This window comes from Micromonospora sp. NPDC049580 (assembly GCF_040675595.1).
GTDB lineage: Bacteria > Actinomycetota > Actinomycetes > Mycobacteriales > Micromonosporaceae > Micromonospora.
This window is the reverse complement of record NZ_JBFAPG010000724.1, coordinates 1-2,121: the sequence shown is the minus strand read 5'-3', so window position 1 is coordinate 2,121 and position 2,121 is coordinate 1. Positions and strand designations below refer to the sequence as shown.

2 protein-coding genes are annotated in these 2,121 nt (G+C 73.5%); both read right to left on the bottom strand.

Annotated elements, in window-relative coordinates; translation table 11 throughout:
- Nucleotides 1-85: 85 nt before the first annotated feature.
- The gene (locus AB0J68_RS31415; protein WP_363942429.1) at nt 86-1,381 is read right to left on the bottom strand and encodes a VWA domain-containing protein; all 1,296 of its coding nucleotides are present in this window, start codon (nt 1,379-1,381) and stop codon (nt 86-88) included.
- A gap of 87 nt (nt 1,382-1,468) precedes the next feature.
- Nucleotides 1,469-1,870, bottom strand: coding sequence for an MmcQ/YjbR family DNA-binding protein (locus AB0J68_RS31410; RefSeq protein WP_363942426.1), 402 nt, complete (start codon nt 1,868-1,870; stop codon nt 1,469-1,471).
- Nucleotides 1,871-2,121 lie beyond the last annotated feature (251 nt).

Below are 2,121 nucleotides of genomic sequence, written 5' to 3'. Positions count from 1 at the left end.
GGGGCGGCCAGGGCCGCCCCGGGCAGCAGCGCGGCCCCACCGGCGGCGAGCAGCGCCGCGAGCGACCGGAACAGTGCGGTACGCATCAGTTCTCCCTCCAGGTGGCGACCCACCAGCGGGTGAGCAGGCCGGCGATCAGGCCGGTGAGCAGGCCGGCCACGGTGAGCAGGGCGAGCAGCACCCAGCCCCGGCCGAGGTCGGGCCCGTCCGGGGCTCCCGCGGCGGCGACCACGTCGATGGTCAGCTCCACCGGCATGCCGGGCGTCGCCGCGGTGCCCGGGCGTGCGGCGAACGAGTTGCTCACCACCAGGCAGACGGTGGTGGGCTCGACGACGGGCGTAGAGGTGTCGGCGGTCGCGTTCTCGTCGTCGGCGGTGTCCTCGTCGTCGGCTGTGGCCGACCAGCGCAGACCGGCGGAGAGCACGTCGGCCCGGCCGCTGCCCGCGTCGGCGCCACGGACGAGTTCCCGGCCATCCGATGCGGTGGCCCGCAGCAGCACCCCGTAGTCCCGGTTCACCGGCCGGTCCAGCGCCATGCTCACCGACGCGCGCAGCTCCTGCCCGGGGCGTACGGGCACCCGGTAGTAGCGGTGCTCGGAGAACGACTCCCGGCCGGCGTACACGCCTGGGGCGAGCAGCGGCGCGGAGTCACAGGCGCTCGCGCCGCCGACCACGGTCGGGGCCCGGGTGTGGGTGTCACCGGCCCGCTCGACGAGCTGTTTGATCCGGCCGGTCAGCTCGTCGGCGCTCTGCGCCGCGGTGTAGGTGCCTCCGGTCGCCCCGGCGATGCAGAGCAGCTGACGGCGTACCTTCTCGTCGGGCGCGAGACCGAGCGTGTCGACGACCAGGCTGGTGCCCTGCGCGGCCAGTTCCCGGGCGACCTGGCACGGGTCCGGTGGTGCGCAGGTGTCCTCCCCGTCGGTGATCAGCACGATCCGCCTGGTGGTGGCGCCGGTGCCCAGGTCCTGCGCGGCGGAGCGCAGCGCGAGCCCGACCGGGGTGAACCCGGTCGGTCGGAGCGTCGCGACCGCCGCCTTGGCCCGGGTCCGGTCGACCGGCCCGACCGGAACGATCTGCTGGGTGTCCTGGCAGCCGACCTTCTTGTCCTTGCCCTTGTAGGTCGCGCCGAGCACCCGGATGCCGAGCTGGGTCTCCTCCGGCAGCGCGTCCACCACGTCGTTGAACGCCTGCTGGGCCACCGAGATCCGGCTGCGCCCGTCGATGTCCGCGGCCCGCATCGAGCCGCTGACGTCGAGCACCAGCTCGACCCGGGGCGGCTCGGTCGCCTGCTCCTCGTCGGCCGCCGCCGGGACCGGCCCGGTCAGCGCGGTGGTCGCCAGCAGTCCGAGGAGGACGGCCGCCGATCGTCTGAAGTTGATCACGGCGGGCAGTGTAGTGAAATCCACTTTGGATGATCATTGGGGTGGTTGGTCGTCCCGGATGGTCGGGGACGCGTGGACCCGGCCGGGTCAGGCGGGCGGGTCGAGCAGTGCGACCAGCCGCGTCGGCGCGATCTCCCGGTACGCGTCCCGGCACAATTCGTCGATCTCGGCCCAGTCGACCGTGCCGTCCAGCCGTACGCCGACCCAACCCCGACCGCCGACGTAGGGCGGGCGGAAGAAGCGGGCCGGGTCGGCGGCGGTCAGCTCCGCCTGGGCGCCCGTCGGCGCGGCGCACCAGAGGTGGGGAAAGTCGTTCTGGTGGTGCCCGTCGGCGTGCAGGGTGACGAACACGCTCTTGTCCCGGACGAACCAGGTCGGTGACCCGTGGCTGGGGCGCTCGGTCACCTCGGGCAGCGCGAGGCAGATCGCCCGGACCCGTTCCAACAGCTCCACGGCACCCCGCCCTCCCGTCACGATCGCGACGCCCACCACGGCGAGCCTAGTGCGTCGGGCCGGGTCGCCGGCAGCCCTCGAAGCGGCCTCCGTCGGCGTCGAGACAGCCGGTTCGGGGGCGCTGGGTCCACGCCAGGTCACCCTCGGTCAACGGTCGGAGGGGAGACGTCGGCCCGGGTGGAATCCGTCGGAAATCTGACCCAAGTTGACCCGTTGTGCCGGTGGTGCGCGGTGGTTAAGCTCTTCATGCGCGCCCCAATCGCCCGCTTCCCCCGTGGCAGGCGATC